The sequence below is a fragment of the Capnocytophaga catalasegens genome (assembly GCF_026005215.1).
In the GTDB taxonomy this organism is placed as follows: Bacteria; Bacteroidota; Bacteroidia; order Flavobacteriales; family Flavobacteriaceae; genus Capnocytophaga; species Capnocytophaga catalasegens.
The window spans coordinates 79,408-97,776 of sequence record NZ_BPMA01000002.1; the positions used below are offsets into that span (position 1 = coordinate 79,408).

An 18,369-nucleotide genomic window follows, 5' to 3' on the forward strand; every position below is an offset into this window, starting at 1 on the left:
AAAATACTGAATAATATTTCATTACGTTTTATACGATATCAGCAAAACTTCTTATACAATTTCATAGCCTCTGCGTTTCCTATTATAAATGCGATTTTTGTATTCATCGTTTGTAATTTTTTGTAATCTAAAAATCTAAATCAAAAACCTTTTTGAGTTCGGCAAGTAACGGATTTTCAGCAAGCATTTTCTCATATTTATCTTCAGGCTTAAGTATATAGCGTTGTTTAAATTCGCTTGCTTTGACCTCTATTTCCAAATTTATTGAGTAATTACGTAATTTTTCTCTAACAAAAGACAGAATTTCTTCTTGGTTTGCTACTATTTCTTCTTTGGAAATTTCACTTGCAACCTCTATCAGAATAGTATTATTATAAACTTTGGGATGTCCCAGAGTAAGATTGGCAGCTTGTATTTTCTCTCCTTTTTCAATCAAATTCTGAATATATGTTTGCCAAACTTCGAAAAATTGTTCTTGAGTATAGAATTCATAGGGTAATTCTTTGGTGTTAGCATTATTATTTCTTCGGATTTGTTCAGCTTCTTTTTTCAATTCTATACTTTTGATAGAAAATACTGAAACTCCTTTTATTTCTGAATAGGTATCTATTTGTGATGAAGGTTGTAAAACTTTTTTTTCATCAGAAATTATACGTTCAAATGATGATTTATTTTTTTCAATTTTAGTGTTTTTGTGAAAAAAATCAGGAGGAATTATGAAATATCCATCATTTTTTTTTTATCCCCTTCAAAGGTCAATGAAGCTAATTGCATTAGCATAAGTTCTACCATCAACCGAGGTGTACGGCTTGTTTTGTATTTCAAATCACAATCATTGACAAGTGTCAGAGCATTCATAAGAAACTCAGTATCTGTACGTTGTGTTTGTTGAATATATTTATTTCGTGTCTCCTCTCCTACTTCCAAAAGTTTGATTGTTATATTATTTTTGCAAACTATTAAATCTCTTAGATGGCTTGCTAATCCTGTAACAAAATGCTGTCCATCAAAACCTTCTGAAATAATTTGATTAAATTCGACAAGTAACTGTGGAATGTTATTACTTAAAATAAGATCTGTAATTTTAAAATAGGTGTCGTAATCAAGAACATTGAGTATTTCGGAAACCTGCTGTCTTGTAATATTTTTTCCACAAAAACTCACTACTCTATCAAAAGTAGAAAGTGCATCGCGCATAGCTCCATCTGCCTTTTGTGCAATAATTTGTAAGGCTTCATCTTCGGCAGAAAGACCTTGTTCTTGTGCAATATATTTAAGATATTCTCGCATATCATTGATTGTAATTCTCTTAAAATCAAAGATTTGACAACGAGAAAGTATCGTAGGGATTATTTTATGTTTTTCAGTAGTAGCCAAAATAAAAATAGCATGTGCGGGTGGCTCTTCCAGCGTTTTGAGAAATGCATTGAAAGCCGCTGTTGATAACATATGAGCCTCATCAATAATATAAACTTTATATTTGCCCACTTGTGGAGGAATACGCACTTGCTCAATCAGGCTACGAATTCCCTCTACGCTATTGTTTGAAGCGGCATCTAATTCGAAAATATTAAATGAAAAATCACTCTCACTATCTAAATCAGAGGTTTTTTCGTTAATTTTTTTAGCCAAAATACGCGCGCACGTAGTTTTCCCAACACCTCGTGGTCCAGTAAAGAGCAAGGCTTGAGCTAAGTGATTATTCTCAATAGCATTCTCGAGCGTATCTGTAATTGCTTGTTGCCCAACTACATCTCGGAATGTTTGAGGACGATATTTTCTTGCGGAAACTACAAAATGATTCATACGGCAAATATACACCTTATTTTTTAGTAATCGAAATTTTTAATCAGATTTTAGCAAAAAAACGCTTTTTATTTCATTTTATGAATTTTTTTCGTACCTTCATATATGGAATAATTGAGTAATCGGCTTTCGAGTTTTCCGTTGAAAAGTTTTATTTTTCGAGAAGGGCGAAGTCCAATATTTTTAATAGCATCTTCAGAAGAAGTTATCAACCACGCTTCTGTATTTGGGTAATTTTTCTTCAATACATCGCCTATATTTTTATAAAAACTAGGAACATCTATTGATAAACGTTCGCCATAAGGCGGATTTGTTACCAAATGCAATTTGTTTTCACTATTCTTCTGCGTTTTGAAAAAATCTTCATTCTTAACATTGATATATTGTGAAAGTCGAGCATTTTTTACATTTTCTTTTGCTTTTTCAACTGCCGAAGGTGCTTTATCGTATCCTATTATTTGAAAATAAAATTCTTTACTTTTGGCAAGCGAACTATCAAATATTACCTCAAACAAATCTACATCATAGTCTTTCCATTTTTCAAAAGCAAACTCTCTACGATTAAGATTTGCTGGGATATTGCAGGCAATCATAGCTGCTTCAATAAGAAATGTCCCACTACCACACATTGGATCAAGAAAATCACATTGTCCTTGCCAACCACTTAGTAGTAAAATACCTGCTGCCAAAACCTCGTTGATAGGTGCTATATTAGTCGCCGAACGATATCCTCTATGATGAAGTGATGCGCCTGAACTATCAAGCGAAATATGTACTTGGTCATTCTTGTCAATGTGTATATGTAATTGATAATCAGGGTGAAGTATATCAATATTGGGACGTTTGTTATATAGTTGTCGAAACTTATCAACTATGGCATCTTTGGCTCTGTGTGCCATATATTGCGAATGTTTGAAAGTTTCGCTTGCAAGTGTAACTTCAATGGCGAATGTTTGTGAAGGCAAAAATACCTCTTGCCACGGATAGTTATATATCTCATTGTAATAGTCTTTTTCATTTCTGATACGAAAAGAGATTATTGGTTTTAGTATTTTCAAAGCTGTTCTCAAACACAAATTAGCTTTGTACATAAATCCTTTATCACCTTCAAAACTAACGCTTCGCACGCCTTTTTCAACGTTCATCGCACCGAGATTTTTGAGTTCTTTTTCCAAAATAGCTTCAAATCCATAAAAAGTTTTAGCTATCATTTTATAATTTTGTCCCATAAAATAGTTCTTATAAGGTTGCAAATGTACGATTATTTTCAAAAGAAAATATACCAGATGATAAAATTCATTTTATATTGATGTAAAGCCAATTTTTTGTCTAAAAAAATTTGTAATTTTGCTCCCAAAATATTTTCTATGGAAGAATTGATGAATTACTTCTTGCCCTTTCTCTCTGTATTTTTAGGTTTTTTAATCATTATTTTGTTACGCCCTGAAAATCAACGCAATATAAAACTATTATTAGCTTTCAGTGGAGCTTTTCTTTTAGCTATGACTGTTTATACACTTATTCCCGAAGTCTTCCACACTCAAGAACATTTGACAGAGGAACATTCGCACTCTTTTGGAAAAAAAATAGGCGTTTGGATTGTATTAGGGATTTTACTACAAATCATATTAGAATTTTTCTCACATGGGGCAGAACACGGACATATGCACAAAGAGGAATCTGCTCTACACAAGTCGTTTCCGTGGGCGCTATTTATCAGTTTGAGTATTCACGCTATTTTAGAAGGGTTTCCGTTACATCACCATCATAACTTGGTGTATGGAATATTCGTTCACCATTTGCCTATTTCTATGGTACTTAGTGTTTTTTTTCTAAATTCAGGAATTGGTATAAAACGAACTGCTATTTTCTTAATTCTCTTTGCATTGATGACACCTTTAGGAGCTTTTTTGGCAACTTCACTTCCTGAATTAGGTAAATATACCATTGAGATTTCTTCACTTGTTATCGGGATATTTTTGCATATTTCATCAGTTATATTATTTGAAACCTCTGAAAGTCATCAATTTAACATACGTAAATTATCCGTTATTATCTTAGGATTTGTATTAGCTTACTTTTTTTGATTTTTTCTAAAAAAAAGATACTTAAAATGTTAACATTTTAAGTATCTTTTGATCTTACTTTTTGTAAAAATTTATTTTACTCCGTGCATCCACCGAGTGATGAATGGTCCCATTAGGAATAGTATTCCACCACAAGCGATGGCAATAAATCCTAACATTGTAAATACAGATAAACCTTTGTCAAGCGATTCATTTTTGATTACATTACCGATTGCTGTACTCGGTGATTTCTCAGCCAATGAAGCGTATTCGGCAACACTTTCTACTTTCGTATTTACCTCTTTTCCTTTTTCAGAAAGGAACGACATTGTAGCCGAATTTTTCACCTTTTCTCGTTTAGCTCCACTATAATTTTCAGCATCTTTCAGAATATCATCAATAACAACCGTTGATACAACATATTGTTTTTCTGGATTTTTAGCATTGAGTTTAGTAATGAAATCATTAGAAACCAATATTTTATCAACTGACATTTTAGATTTTTTCACTTTTTCCATCTCTTCTTGATTCATCAATTTTAATATTTCTTCATCTGCAAAAATTGATTTAAAATCTTCATTGATTTCAGAGTTTTTAAAAGCATCACTCTTGACAATTGTTTCTTCGCTTACGGTAGTAAGTTTGGCTATGTGTTTTCCGCCTTGATGAGCGATTGATGACGACAAAAACCAAATTCCCATCATAAAAGCTACCATATGCTTAGGCGAAAGTTTGGTTACAAGCGAAAGTCCTACGGGTGACAAGGTAAGTTCCCCCAAAGTGTGTAATAAATATAGCAATATCATAAAAATTGCTGGTACCATTCCGAAAGTAGCATAACCCCCGCCCAATTTCAACGACAAAAATCCTAAACCTAAAAGTAACAAACCTGTCCCAAACTTATATGGAGCAGCAGGTTCTTTATTTAGGTTAGAAAGTTTTATCCAAATCCAAGAAAAAACAGGTGCGAAAAGCATAATAAACAACGGGTTAATCGATTGGAAGAACGTAGTTTTGATTTCCATTCCGAAGATGCTTTTATTTACGTTTCGTGCTGTAAATAAGTTCAATGCCGACCCTGCTAGTTCGAAGAATGTCCAGAAAATAGTCGTAAATAATAACAAAATCACTACAACCCAAATACGTTGCTTGGCTGTAATTTCCATTTTGCTTGCCTGATATAGCAAATACCCAATTATAACTACTGCCAAAATACCCAACATCACATCTACGATATCGTTATTGATGATTAGCACCCAAGAAAGAGCTATCATTACAAGTATTGCCACATAAGGTAGTACCGAATTAGGAATTGATTTTACAATATTTTTAGTAGGTTTTTCATCTGGTGTAAGTCCTATTTGTTCAAAAGTACCTGATTTATTACCCCACAAGAAGATTAAATACCCAAGCATCATTCCGATACCTGCTGTCAAGAAACCATATTGCCAACCTTCATTCTCGCCAATAGCCCCACATGTAAGAGGTGCTAGGAATGCTCCCATATTGATTCCCATATAAAACAATGTGAATGCTCCATCGCGTCTTTTATCACCATCGGCATAAAAACGTCCTATCATTGAAGAAATATTGGGTTTGAAAAAGCCATTTCCAACAACAAGTAACGCTAGTCCGATAAAAAAAGTTGTTTGATTATTAGCAAACAATGTAAATTGACCAGCAGCCATAAGCAACGCTCCTATAGCAATAGCTTTACGAAACCCTATGAGTTTATCAGCAAAATAACCTCCAATAATTGGCGTTAAATAAACCAATGCTCCATAAGCTCCATAAATTCCATAGGCTTTCGCGTCATCAAATTGGAAACCTCCGTCAAGCAAATTGGCAGTCATATAAAGTATGAGCAACGCTCGCATACCATAATAACTGAATCGCTCCCAAAGTTCTACCATAAAAAGGGTAAAAAGGGCTTTTGGATGTATTTTTCGGTTTGAAAATATTACAAAACCAATCCACAACATAACAGCTCCCCAAGCCATTAGCATAAATTTGTAATCAGGATTTAACATAACTTATTTAATATTTAAGTTTAACAATTTTTAAATTTTCTCACAGATTTTCCAAAACAAATTTAGTCATTTCTTCAAACAAATGAATTCGTGTATTTCCTCCGTAAATACTATGATTTTTGTCAGGATAGATAAACCATTGGAACGATTTGTTATGTTGTATCAAAGACTCAACTAAGTGCATTGTGTTTTGCAAATGTACATTATCATCAGCCGAGCCATGTATCAACAGAAATTTTCCAATAAGATTCTGAGTATAATTCAAAGGTGAATTTTGGTCGTATCCTTGCGGATTTTCAGCAGGAGTTTTCATATAACGCTCTGTGTAAATGGTATCGTAAAATCGCCAATTGGTTACAGGCGCTACGGCTATTGCCATTTTGAAAATATGATTACCTTTCAAGATACAATTTGCCGATGTGAAACCACCAAAACTCCACCCCCAAATACCTATTCGTGAGGCATCTATATACGGAAGTTTTGATAAATATTCGGCAGTTTTTATCTGGTCTTCGACTTCGTATTTTCCTAATTGAAATTGTGTAATCTTCTTAAAATCAGCTCCTTTCGCACCTGTCCCTCGTCCATCGACACAAACAACAATATATCCTCTCTGTGTTAGAAGCAAATGCCAATAATCATTATAATCAAACCATTCATTTTGAACAGATTGAGAGCCTGGACCAGAATATTGGTACATTAGAACAGGATACTTTTTCGTTGCATCAAAATTGGAAGGTTTCAACATCCACATATTTAGATTGTTACCATTTATATTGAGTACTTGAAACTCTTTACGAACTAAAGTATAGTTATCAACTAATTTTTTCACACGTTGATTATCAATAATTTGTTTATTTTTTTTTCGTGTTTTCGTTTCAAAAATACCTATAATTGGTGGTTCTGTTGCACTCTGATGAGTTTCTATAAAATACGAAAAATCGGCGCTGAAAGAAACATCATTTATTCCTTTTTTTTCTGTTAAAAGCATCTTTTGGGTTGCTTTTAGAGAAATTGCATACACATCACGATTGATAGCTCCTCTTTCGGTTGATTGATAATATGCCGTTTTGCTTTTTTCGTCAAATCCGTAAAAATCAGTTACTTCCCAATTTCCGCGAGTGAGTTGTTGCAGTTGCTTTCCTTCTTTACTATAAAGATAAATATGATTAAATCCGTCTTTTTCGCTAGTTATCATAAAATTATTGTTCGAAAGAATATGTAATGAAGGAATCTCAACGTATGTTGTATTTTTTTCAGAATAAACAATAGTATTTTTTTCAGTTAATACATTGTAATAAAGTAATTTAAATTCATTTTGATGACGATTCATAGTTTGTAAACTAACCACATTAGGGTCTTTTGTCCATTGCAATCGCGGTATATAATAGGGCATATTTAATTCAATTTCTTGCAACTTATCTTCTGAAAGATAATACACAAGAGCATTTACCTTAGAATTATTTTCACCAGCTTTTGGATACTTGAAAACCATTGGTTTTGGATATAATTCTTTACCATATATATCCATTGAAAACTCGGGAACATTTCGTTGGTCAAAACGAATAAAAGCAATTTTTTGGCTATCAGAACTCCAATCAAACATACGAACTACGGAAAACTCTTCTTCATAAACCCAATCGGTTATTCCGTTAATTATTTCATTGTCCTTACCATCGAAAGTTATTTGCGTTGTTTTATCATTTTGTAAATCTTTTATATACAAATTATTCTGATAGGCGAATGCTATTTTTGTTCCATCGGGAGAAAATAAGGGTTCTTGTATTTTTTGGTTAAAAACAATTGTTTTCTGTTGGGTTTTCAAATCAAAAACATAGTAATTTGCCTTTTGAGAATGTCGAAAAATACTTTCTGTATCGCTTGCAAGTAATATCTTTTGCTCATCGGGGCTGAATTTGTAATCATCAAAACGGAAATTAGACAATTCGGTCGATGATATTAAGGTTCGTTTTTTAGAAAATGACGAATAATCATACACGTCTATAGAAGGTTGATATGCCTCATCATAATTAACTACAACAAATTCTTTTCCATTAGAAAGAGCGTGCATTTCTTGTAATTTTTCTGTACGAAATTTACCTGTATAAATCTCTTGCAAGGTAATTTCTTTCTGTTGAGAAAATATAGAAAAACTTAATAGAAAAAAAAGATGAGTTATATATTTCATTGCATATGATTTCTGTTAGAAAGTACAAGATTACGGATTTTTTTTGAAAAAACAATACATTTGACTTAAAAATATCAAATTTTAAGAAATTTTATTTTCAGATATTTTGTTCTGAAAAAGGAATTTCTTCTATATTTTCTTTTTTTTCTTCTTGATTTTCTTTCAAAAGAAAAATTTGTGAATACATCAAATTGCTTAGCTTAGTTACCGGCATAAACAATACTGATTTTTGTGTATATTCCTCAGGAATAATCGGAATATAACCTCGTGTTAGAAATTGCAATGAAGTTCCTACAATTAGCGTCCATTTAAGCAAGCCGAAAATACCTCCAAAAAATCGATTGACAAATCCTAATGAGGCACCTTCGATTATTTTGGTAAGAATTTTGCTCAAAATACCAACCAAAATCATTATTGTTAAAAGCGTAAAAGCAAAAGCTGTTATTTTGATAGTTTGTTTATCCCAATCAAAATTTTGGGTCATATAATCTGAAACATAAAACGAGAAGTAAATAGCTCCATAAATACCTAAAACAACTGCCAAAAGTGCCGAAGCTTCTAAAATAAGACCTTTCCAAAGTCCTCTAAAAAAACCTATTGCCAAAATTATTGCCAAAATAACATCAATTGTATTCATTTTTACAAAATTTCGGCAAAGATACAAATTTATTAGGTCTCGTAGTATGTTTTTAGTAGGAAAAAAGTTAATTGAAATATAAATAATTTAAAGAATTATTTTTTCCAATATTGACTATAAAAATTAGAAGTTTTTAAAAGATTGGAAGGAGTATCGTTATACGTAATTGTATTTTCTAAAATACAAATATTATCTGCTATTTGCGAAAGCAAATGCAACCGATGAGAGATAAATAGTATAATGCAATGGGGTTTTATCTTTTTTAAAAGCTCTATTGCAAACTTTTCTGTATTCCTGTCCATTGCTGAAGTAGCCTCATCTAACAACAGAAATTGAGGTTTTTTATACAATGCTCGTGCCAAAGCTATGAGTTGTTTTTGCCCACCCGAAAGATTGATACCTTCTTCTCCCAAAAGTGTAGCTATTCCCTGCGGAAATTGATTAAAATACGTATCAAAACCATATTTTTGCAAAAACAAATAAAATTCTTCTTCCGACAAAGATTTATCTCCTAAAAGAATATTATCAACTACATTTCCGTTAAAAATAGTTACTTCTTGCGGAATAACACCTATCATATTTCGATAGCTTTGTAGCGAAATGGTTTCGATATTACGATTATTTACTTTAATAACTCCTTTTTCGGGAGTATAAAACTGCTGTAATAATTGCCCAAAAGTACTTTTCCCACAGCCACTCTCTCCAATAAGAGCTGTTATTTGTCCTTTTTTTAGTGTTAAATTTACATCAGAGAATAATTCTTTACGTCCTGCAAAACGAAATGACAAATTTTCAACAGAAATTGTATCTATTTTTTTAATATCTTCGCCTGCTACTTTCTCGCAAGGAACGGAAGCAAATTCATACATTCGTGAAAAAGCTATTTTGGCTTCATTGATAGGAATCGTGATAAGTGCCAAATTGGCAACGGACGGAAGCAACGACCCTGAAATTCCTAAAATAGCCATCATAGCTCCTAATTGTAGCTGGTTATCAAACACTTGGAATGACGCATAAAACAAGGTAACGACCAAAAATACAATACTCGCAACACCCGATTGCCACGAGAGTTTTAGCCCAAGTATTCCTAAATTAAAGGATTTTTGTTGTAAAAAACTGAAAATATGAGTGTTATTCTGCGCAAAAAATGCCTGTCTATTATTATTTTTTATCGTTTCAATTCCTTGCATACTCGTAATATAGTTGCTCTCAACAAGGGCATAGTTTTGCATTATTTCTCTTTGGGCTTTGATAAGTGATTGATTGCTTCGATATACGATGAAAAAATAAATAGGCACACTCAAAAGTGTGATTACTCCTATCTGCCAAGAGTAAAAAAATAAGAAAATTAAAGATACAATCGTTACCAAAACGTCAATCACCAAGCTATTAACCAACTGGTTAATTACCCGCTGAATACGTTGTGTATCATTGAGCCGAGCTACTAATTCTCCTATTTTTCGAGTATCAAAAAAAGGTTTGGGCAAAGATAATAATCTGGTAAAAAAATTGGTATTTATCCGAATATTAAAATCTTTGGCTTGTTTGAGTAAAAAATAACTTCGTAGCAAACTCAATCCTACGCGTGCCAAAAGCAATAAAGTAAGTAAAACAATGCCTACAACCAATTTATTTTTGTTGTGTGAGGGCAATATATCATCTATCAATTTTTGTGAAAACACCATCATTGCCATTGCCAAAACAGCCACTAATATCCCTATAATCGTACTCGAGATCAATAACTTATAATCATCTTTAAGCAACGAAAGAAACCACTGACGTTGCCGGATTTTATCGTCTTTATCCAATACAAAATCAGCATTGGGTTCAAGCGTAAGACACGAGTGAGAAATCCATATTTTTTCTAATTCTTCAACAGAAAGTTCATATATTCCTTGGGCTGGGTCGCCTATTATAAACTTTTTGTTTTCATAACCGAAACACACCACGTAGTGTTGAAGTTTTTCTTCTAAAACAACGTGCAGAATAGTAGGACTTGGGTGATTGATAAGTGACTGAATATCAGCCTCACAGCCTTCCGCTGTAAAACCCACTTTATTGGCTGCTTGATACAAACCCAAAAGTGTTGTCCCTTGTCGCGTAGTTCCGCTATATTCACGTAGTTTTTCAAGAGATTGATTTCCGCCATAGTAGCGTATAAGCGATAACAGACATGCTACGCCACAATCGTTCTGGTCGTGTTGTAATACGACCGATTTTTTGATGCGTTTTTTATCAAACATACTATTTTACAGGTATTTTAAGATGGTTTTGGCACGTGTTTGCCCTTTGTGCTGAAATACTAACTGATGTGTTGAATTATATACAAATAAAGAAGGTATATGATTAGAATCAAATATGGTAGCAAACTTGTTCAAACTATCTTGTAGAAAAATAACATTAGAAACCTTATCCAATCCTTGGTTTTGAGCAAATTTACGAATTTTATAACTTTCCTCTGTTGAAACAAAAATAAGTTGGGTATTTTTAAACTCACTTATATGTTCTTTTATATCTTGGGTTTCGTACCAGCAATAACTACATTCTGTATTGAAGTAGAGAAATACAACCGAAGTATTTTGAGTAATATTTTTGTTTGTAAAAGGCTTTCCGTCTGTTTGAGCAAAAGAAAATTTGGGTAATGAAACAATATGCCGAGCAAGTACCTTTTTTTGTTCTATTTTCTGATAGATATAATATCCACCTATCATAACGAAAATAACAATACTTACAAGCAATATTTTCTTAATGATTTGTTTAGCCATCTTTACTTTTTATGAATAATTAAGTGTGAAAAACATTACCACAACTACCCACAAAAGCAATAAAACTCCGTAACTTGACGCTACAAAATAAAACCGCTCCTTAAAACTAATTTTCAGTACCTTGCCCAGCAAATAGGTCAGCAATAGCCAATAACCTACCTCAAAAAGATTGGCTAACTGCAACGGATATACGTACCATTGCGCTACTTGCTTATAGTCTGTTAGGTTAAGAAGCGATAAGGGGTAGAAAAATTGTATATCTTCAAGTGTGTGTTGAGGTTGAAAGAAATAAAACCATATTATTTTGCATACAGGTACAAGCAAAAAGATGATTTCTGCCTCTGCAACAATAACAAAAAGCCTCTTGTACGGCACTTGGCGGTCAGTAAGCATACAAGCTATACTAAGAACTAATGCCGTTATACTCATTTTGATAAGAAGCAAAAACGGAATAAACCCATACCCTACCCATTGCCATTTTTGTTGCGCGTTTAAGAGATTTTCTACCTGTGTAGCTGTTAATTGCTCTGAAAGCGAATTTGCCAAAAGCGACCTTATATTTAGAATATCTTGTACCAAATATGCCAAAAAAGCATTTAACAACAAAAGCGAACAAATATAAAGCCTATTAAGGGTTTTATCTGACATTTACTACCGTATTTTCTAATGAGAAATTTCTTTTGTTTTACGTTCTTTTTCTATTTTTTTCAATTTGTTTTGCTTAGTTATATAAGCTATCATATAAATAAAAAAGAAAAATTTGTTTAAACTCGGGTCTATTTTGAATATGATATTTATTAACCATAATATCAAAATAATAAAACACTCTACATATCTTATAATATAGGTTTTTACAGTAGATAATATTTGTTTCATAATAAAAAATTGTTTTTTAATTATACATATTTTTCTTTTTAGGAAAATTTCTTATTATTCCATATTTTGTAAAAAACAAAATAAAGAGAATAATAAAAAACAACGGGCGATTAAGCATAGGTTCTAAGCCTGAAATATAATTAAGCCCCAACAAAGCGATAAACACCAATAACACGGCATATCGTTTTACCATTTGTAAAATTTTTTCTTTCATAATATTTTTATATTTGTAAGAGACTGACTGAAAAAGTTTGGTCAGTCTCTTGGTCTTTCAAAAGTAATTAGCTATTCCAACATTCAGCTATTTCTTTTCTAAAAATAGAAGCTATAATACCTGTATGAGTTAGCAACGCTGCTCCTAACAAAGCACATCCACCAGGAGAGATTCCCCCAATAATAGTTGCTTGCTGTTCAAAATTCAATTTTTTCATTATTCAAATTTTTAAAAGTTAAACAATTTTTTAAGCACATTCTATGATAGTAGCAGTAAGCACTCCAACTCCTGTCGATGGTAAAATAGCAAGAGATAGAGCAGATAAAGCTCCCAGCAATAAACATTCTCTCCCTTTACCTCCCCCTTGGATTTTTTCCATTTGATTTAAAGTAATCTTTTTCATCTTTAAAAAATTTTAAATTGTACATTATTTTATTCATTTTAGAAAAGTATCCACAAACGTCGACTTTTTTTGCTCCTCTTCGCTAAAATGATTTTCGTACTGCGAAGTTATAGTGTTTTTTTTTTTTTTGCAAAATTTATAAGTTAAATGTTTGTTAAATTATTTTTCACTCTGAAAATCAATGAATTACAAAGTAAAAAAGACAAACAAATATAAAGGGTATATGGGTTTTATCAGATATTTATATCTGCTTTTTCTAATGTAAAGTTTCTTTATCGACAAATTCTTTTTCCAAAGTAAGCAAGCCTTTTCTTTTAAATATTTGATTATAAGCAAGATATAAATAAGGAATTATTATTGCCAAAGCGATATAAGGGCTAATGTATTGAAAAAAAAGGAGCAACATAGCCGATAACATCAAAACATTCGCTCCTACAAACAAAAAATTTTGTACTTTGCTTGAAATCACAATACTATGAATTTTTTCTTCTTGTAGGTTGTCTATCAATATTTCGTTGGAAGTATAACGTACTGCTCTGATATACATTGTTTTACTTCCTTCGGGAAGTGATAACACTTTTTCTTTTTTTCGTGTTTTGAAGTAATCGTAGAACTTTCCGTCAATGTATATTTCGCACAGTAGCGGATACAACATATAATTCCCTGCTGATTTTAATGTTATTCTATTCATAATCTATATTTTTTACAAAATTATATTCAATATTTTATTTTTCAAAAATAAATATAAATACTGAAAAATCAATTCAAGTTCATGGAAATTATATTTAGTAAATCTACTTCATATAAAGTATCTACAAACGTCGACTTTTTTGCTCCCCTTTGTCAAAATGATTTTCATACTGCAAAGTTATAATACTTTTTTAAAAAAATTACTATAAAAAATATTGGTTATATTCATTTTTTTTGTACTTTTACCCCTAGTTTTGTCAAAAACATAGAAAAATACAATAACAATTAAAATTCTATATTTATGAAGGATAAAAAGTTAATGCCCAATTATCTGTTTGAAACTAGTTGGGAAGTTTGTAACAAAATTGGTGGAATACATACAGTTATCGCTACAAAATCAGAGATTTTATATAAAGAATTTGGCGATAATTACATCACTATAGGACCTGATATTTGGACACGAAAAGAAAATCCTGAATTTACTGAAGACTCTGAATTATTAACTTCTTGGAAAAGAAAAGCTGAAAAAGAAGGCTTGCGAATACGGATAGGTCGTTGGAACATCAAAGGAAATCCTATTGCTATTTTAGTTGATTTTTCTCAATATATCAACGAAAAAAATCAAATTTTACAATATTTCTGGAATGTACATCAATTAGATTCGTTAGATGCTGGTTGGGATTTTACCGAATCTGCACTCTTTGGGTATGCTGTAGGAAAAGTAGTTGAAAGTTTTACGAACTTCCAAGTAGGTACGCGCGAGAAAGTTATCTGCCATTGCCATGAATGGATGACTGCAACCGCTTTGTTATACTTGAAAAAAGAAATTCCTATGGTGGGGACTGTTTTTACAACTCATGCCACAGTTTTAGGGCGTTCTATAGCAGGTAATGGGCTTTCGCTTTACAATTATCTAACTGATTACAATCCGAAAGATATGGCATATCAGTTGGGAGTTCAACACAAGCATTTTTTGGAAGCAAAAGCAGCTCAACTAACAGATAATTTTACGACTGTGAGCGAAATCACAGCTCGCGAATGTGCACACTTTCTTAACCGAGTTCCCGATGTACTAACTCCCAATGGATTTGACGAACAACTCATTTTAGACAAAAAATCTTACAAAAACAAACGAGCAAAAGCACAACAAAAATTATTACAAATTGCTGAAAATCTTTCGGCTGAAACTTTCGAAAATCCTTTTTTGGTAGGAATTAGTGGGCGTAACGAATTCAGAAACAAAGGTGTTGATATTTTTATAGAAGCATTGGGGAAAATTAACCAAACTGCCAATTCATCTCGGAAAATACTGGCTTTTATTCTCATTCCTTCTTGGCACGAGAGCCCAAATCCCGATTTATTAGAAAATTTGAAATCATCTACCAAAAAACCTTGCTTACAGCCATATAGTACGCACATAATCAGAGATGAATATCAAAATATTATCCTTAACAAAATACGTAAACAACAACTTTTTAACAAAAAAACAGATGCTGTTAATGTTTATTTCTGTCCAAGTTATTTAGTAGGAAATGACGGAGTCTTCGATATGTCTTACTACGATGTACTTACAGGGCTTGATCTAACCATTTTCCCTTCATATTACGAGCCTTGGGGGTACACACCTATGGAAAGTATTTGTTTTAAAGTACCTACTATAACCACCTCGCTTGCTGGTTTTGGAACTTGGGCAAAATCACAAGGCAATAATACTTCTGTAACAGTTATTGACCGAGATGATACAAATAATGCCGTTGTTATTGAAAAAATTATCCAAAAAATAGAAGAAATAGCTACTTTATCGCAAGAACACTATACTTCTGTTCAAGAAAATGCTGCTTTGGTAGCAAAAAATACACTTTGGAAAAATTTTATAAAACATTACTTTAAAACATATCAAAATACAATAGAAAAAATAAATATCAAAATGAAAGAATTACCACAATCCGATACAAATGCTATGTACTTAGAACAATCTAAATCTGTCAATCAACCTCATTGGCGAAGTGTTATCGTGCATCGTTCTACACCCGAAAAGCTAAAAGCTCTTGAAATATTGGCTAAAAATCTGTGGTGGTGCTGGAATGAAGAAGCTGAGCAATTATTCAAAAGTATTGACCCCATAGAGTGGAAAAAAGTTCACAAAAACCCAATTATGCTTTTGGATACCATTTCTGTTTCAGAATACAAAGCACTGGAAAATAACCAAGATTTTATGCAACGATTAGATAACGTGTATCAGAAATTTCTTTCTTATATGGAGAAGAAAAAAGAAATGACACACCCTGCTATTGCATATTTCAGCATGGAGTTTGGATTACATTCGTCTTTGAAAATCTACTCAGGCGGATTGGGTATTTTGGCAGGAGATTATTTGAAAGAAGCTAGCGATAAAGCCACAAAAATAACAGGAATTGGGCTTTTGTATCGCTACGGATATTTCACTCAGAAAATTTCATCTTTCGGAAATCAAGAATCTGAATACGAACCGCAAGACTTTACCAAAATTCCGGTATCACCTGCCACTGATGCTGATGGTAATTGGATAAAAATTTCGTTAGAACTTCCTGAACGTATGTTATATGCTCGTGTGTGGCGTGTTGATGTGGGGCGTATCGAATTGTATCTGTTAGATACTGATTTTGAAGAAAATACCGACTACGACCGCTCTATCACGCATCATCTTTATGGAGGAAATTGGGAAAATCGTCTAAAACAAGAAATGTTATTGGGTTTAGGAGGTATCCAAATGCTTCGTAAGTTGGGTATTGAAGCCGATATTTACCATTGTAATGAAGGACATGCTGCCTTCATTGGGTTAGAACGATTAAACGAATATATCAATAAGCATAACCTTTCTTTTTCGGAAGCTACTGAGATTGTTAAAGCATCATCTTTATTTACCACACACACACCAGTTCCTGCTGGACACGATTTCTTTGAAGAAGGAATGCTTAAAGCCTTCATCGGTAATTATGCAGAGAAATTGCATGTGCGTTGGGAGCAAATCCTTTCACTTGGAAAAATTGACTTGAACAACCCTCATGAAAAATTCTCAATGAGTTTCCTCGCTGCCAACCTCTCGCAAGATGTTAATGGAGTAAGTTGGCTTCACGGAGATGTAAGTCGGGATATTTTCAAAGACCTCTGGCCTGGTTATATGCCCGAAGAATTACATCTAAGTTACGTAACCAACGGAGTGCATCAGCCAACTTGGACTTCGCCTCTTTGGAAAGAAATCCAGCGAAAATACTTCAAAAAAGATGTAGACCGGAATAATTACTCACCAAAATGCTTTGAAGGAATTTACGATGTTCCCAATGAAAAAATTTCACATATAAAAAATGAACTTCGAGCCAAATTGGTACAACGAATTAAAAATGGTCTTAACGATGGACAAAATATCACGTACTTCACTCCACGCGAAATTGTTGAAATCCAAGACAACTTACGTGATGATGTACTAACTATCGGGTTTGCACGCCGTTTTGCTACCTATAAGCGCGCACATTTGTTATTTACCAATTTAGAAAAATTAGATGCGATTGTCAATAATCCTGAACGCCCTGTTCAATTTATTTTTGCAGGAAAAGCACACCCTGCCGATAAAGCAGGACAAGATTTGATTAAAAATATTGTTGAAATCTCTAAACAACCTCGTTTTTTAGGAAAAATTCTTTTCTTACCCAATTATGATATGGATTTAGCTCGTACAATGATACAAGGTGTCGATGTATGGATGAATACCCCGACCCGACCCCAAGAAGCCTCTGGTACAAGTGGTGAAAAAGCTGCCATGAACGGAGTGATGCACTTCAGCGTACTTGATGGTTGGTGGGTTGAAGGATACCGCGAAGATGCAGGTTGGGCATTGCCTCAAAAACGCACTTACGAAAACCAAGCCTATCAAGACGAATTAGATGCTGAAACTATTTATAACATCATTGAAGACCAAATAGCTCCAACTTTTTACAACAAAGATAGTAAAGGGATTTCGTCTGAATGGTGTGCTTTTATCAAAAATACAATTGCCAAAGTAGCATCAAATTTTACAACATACCGAATGCTTACCGATTACGAAAATCAGTATTATTTCCCATTGGAAAAACGTGCTAACTTACTTAAAACTAATAATTTCCAAAAAGCAATCGAGCTTTCGGACTGGAAGAAAAAAGTAAGTAGAGAGTGGGATTCTATCCAAGTAGAAGAGTTTAAAACTCTAAACAGAGATAGACAACTTATTTCTCTTGGAAACACATACGAAGCTGAGCTAAAACTTCATATAGGAGAACTCACAGTTGAAGACATAGGAGTAGAACTTGTTGTTACCAAAAATGAAGATGGACAAACAAAAATATTTACTACCAAACAAGCACAACCGCTTCATTTTCAGAACAAACAGGTTACTTACAAACTCTCGGTAGAAGCCGAAGATGCAGGTCTGTTTATGTTGGCATTACGTATTTATCCCAAAAATGAACTTTTGCCACATCGGCAAGATTTCGCATTAGTTAAATGGTTGTAAAACAATTTGTCTATTATTTTGGGATTGAAGCCTACCGCTGAGGTAGGTTTTTTTATTTTTGCAAATTTATCTTAATTATTTGGAGTTCAACAAAAATACTATTTTGTATTATGTATTTTATAATTGATAAAAATTTTCATAAAAACTACTCACAAACACATCTTAGATG

The 18,369-nt window shown here is 32.8% G+C and carries 15 protein-coding genes; 2 read left to right on the forward strand and 13 right to left on the reverse strand.

Translation table 11 applies throughout. The features are described 5' to 3' along the window. Positions 1-127: 127 nt before the first annotated feature. The 3 genes from OO775_RS00420 to OO775_RS00430 all read right to left on the reverse strand — a co-directional run bounded on the left by OO775_RS00420 (position 128) and on the right by OO775_RS00430 (position 3,035). Positions 128-553, reverse strand: a complete 426-nt coding sequence (locus OO775_RS00420; RefSeq protein WP_264845003.1) for a DUF8439 domain-containing protein — start codon at positions 551-553, stop codon at positions 128-130. Positions 554-714: 161 nt separating this feature from the next. After that, positions 715-1,806: a DNA polymerase III subunit gamma/tau gene (dnaX, locus tag OO775_RS00425; RefSeq protein WP_264845004.1), complete on the reverse strand. Its 1,092-nt coding sequence runs from the start codon at positions 1,804-1,806 to the stop codon at positions 715-717. A gap of 68 nt (positions 1,807-1,874) precedes the next feature. Continuing rightward, on the reverse strand, positions 1,875-3,035 hold the full coding sequence (locus OO775_RS00430; protein ID WP_264845005.1) for a THUMP domain-containing class I SAM-dependent RNA methyltransferase: 1,161 nt from the start codon (positions 3,033-3,035) through the stop codon (positions 1,875-1,877). A gap of 150 nt (positions 3,036-3,185) precedes the next feature. Here OO775_RS00430 and OO775_RS00435 point away from each other — a divergent pair, with 150 nt between their 5' ends. Then, on the forward strand, positions 3,186-3,893 hold the full coding sequence (locus OO775_RS00435) for a ZIP family metal transporter (RefSeq protein WP_264845064.1): 708 nt from the start codon (positions 3,186-3,188) through the stop codon (positions 3,891-3,893). Positions 3,894-3,964: 71 nt separating this feature from the next. On the opposite strand, the gene OO775_RS00440 is transcribed toward OO775_RS00435, so the two are convergent. From OO775_RS00440 to OO775_RS00485, 10 genes are all read right to left on the reverse strand, one after another. Continuing rightward, positions 3,965-5,902, reverse strand: a complete 1,938-nt coding sequence (locus tag OO775_RS00440) for a peptide MFS transporter (RefSeq protein ID WP_264845007.1) — start codon at positions 5,900-5,902, stop codon at positions 3,965-3,967. A 40-nt stretch (positions 5,903-5,942) separates the two neighbouring features. Beyond that, entirely contained in the window at positions 5,943-8,090 is a 2,148-nt protein-coding gene (locus tag OO775_RS00445; RefSeq protein ID WP_264845008.1) for a S9 family peptidase, read from the reverse strand. 97 nt (positions 8,091-8,187) lie between these two features. Next, the gene (locus OO775_RS00450) at positions 8,188-8,727 is read right to left on the reverse strand and encodes a CvpA family protein (protein WP_264845010.1); all 540 of its coding nucleotides are present in this window, start codon (positions 8,725-8,727) and stop codon (positions 8,188-8,190) included. 95 nt (positions 8,728-8,822) lie between these two features. Then, complete coding sequence (locus tag OO775_RS00455) at positions 8,823-10,970, reverse strand: peptidase domain-containing ABC transporter (protein WP_264845012.1); 2,148 nt, start codon at positions 10,968-10,970, stop codon at positions 8,823-8,825. Positions 10,971-10,976: 6 nt separating this feature from the next. Further along, the gene (locus OO775_RS00460) at positions 10,977-11,492 is read right to left on the reverse strand and encodes a peroxiredoxin family protein (RefSeq protein WP_264845014.1); all 516 of its coding nucleotides are present in this window, start codon (positions 11,490-11,492) and stop codon (positions 10,977-10,979) included. A 9-nt stretch (positions 11,493-11,501) separates the two neighbouring features. Next, entirely contained in the window at positions 11,502-12,140 is a 639-nt protein-coding gene (locus OO775_RS00465; protein WP_264845015.1) for a hypothetical protein, read from the reverse strand. Positions 12,141-12,384: 244 nt separating this feature from the next. Then, a complete protein-coding gene (locus OO775_RS00470; protein WP_264845017.1) occupies positions 12,385-12,582 on the reverse strand; it encodes a hypothetical protein in 198 nt (65 codons plus the stop codon). Positions 12,583-12,649: 67 nt separating this feature from the next. Beyond that, the gene (locus tag OO775_RS00475) at positions 12,650-12,799 is read right to left on the reverse strand and encodes a hypothetical protein (RefSeq protein ID WP_264845019.1); all 150 of its coding nucleotides are present in this window, start codon (positions 12,797-12,799) and stop codon (positions 12,650-12,652) included. A gap of 30 nt (positions 12,800-12,829) precedes the next feature. Further along, on the reverse strand, positions 12,830-12,985 hold the full coding sequence (locus OO775_RS00480) for a hypothetical protein (protein WP_264845020.1): 156 nt from the start codon (positions 12,983-12,985) through the stop codon (positions 12,830-12,832). Between the two features lie 256 nt (positions 12,986-13,241). Next, on the reverse strand, positions 13,242-13,676 hold the full coding sequence (locus tag OO775_RS00485) for a hypothetical protein (protein WP_264845021.1): 435 nt from the start codon (positions 13,674-13,676) through the stop codon (positions 13,242-13,244). 300 nt (positions 13,677-13,976) lie between these two features. On the opposite strand from OO775_RS00485, the gene glgP reads away from it, so the two are divergent. Next, complete coding sequence (glgP, locus tag OO775_RS00490) at positions 13,977-18,200, forward strand: alpha-glucan family phosphorylase (protein WP_264845022.1); 4,224 nt, start codon at positions 13,977-13,979, stop codon at positions 18,198-18,200. Positions 18,201-18,369: the final 169 nt, after the last annotated feature.